The organism is Psychrobacter sp. MES7-P7E (assembly GCF_002863645.1).
Taxonomy (GTDB): domain Bacteria; phylum Pseudomonadota; class Gammaproteobacteria; order Pseudomonadales; family Moraxellaceae; genus Psychrobacter.
The window spans coordinates 1-221 of sequence record NZ_PJBU01000067.1; the positions used below are offsets into that span (position 1 = coordinate 1).

A 221-nucleotide genomic window follows, 5' to 3' on the forward strand; every position below is an offset into this window, starting at 1 on the left:
CACTTTGATGAGACTTGGGGCACTGAGTACCCGCATGTGGTTAAGTCTTGGCGCAATAACTGGGAGGGCTTAACGGTGTTCTTCGAGTATTCTAAAGACATCAGAAAAGCCATCTATACCACCAATGCTATTGAGTCATTGAACAGTGTGATTCGGACGGCAGTGAATAAGCGTAAGGTATTCCCATCTGATCAGGCAGCATTCAAGGTGGTGTACTTAGC

1 protein-coding gene is annotated in these 221 nt (G+C 46.2%); it reads left to right on the forward strand.

The features are described from left to right. On the forward strand, window positions 1–221 hold a 221-nt coding region (locus CXF62_RS01525), incomplete at both ends, for a transposase (protein WP_145990528.1).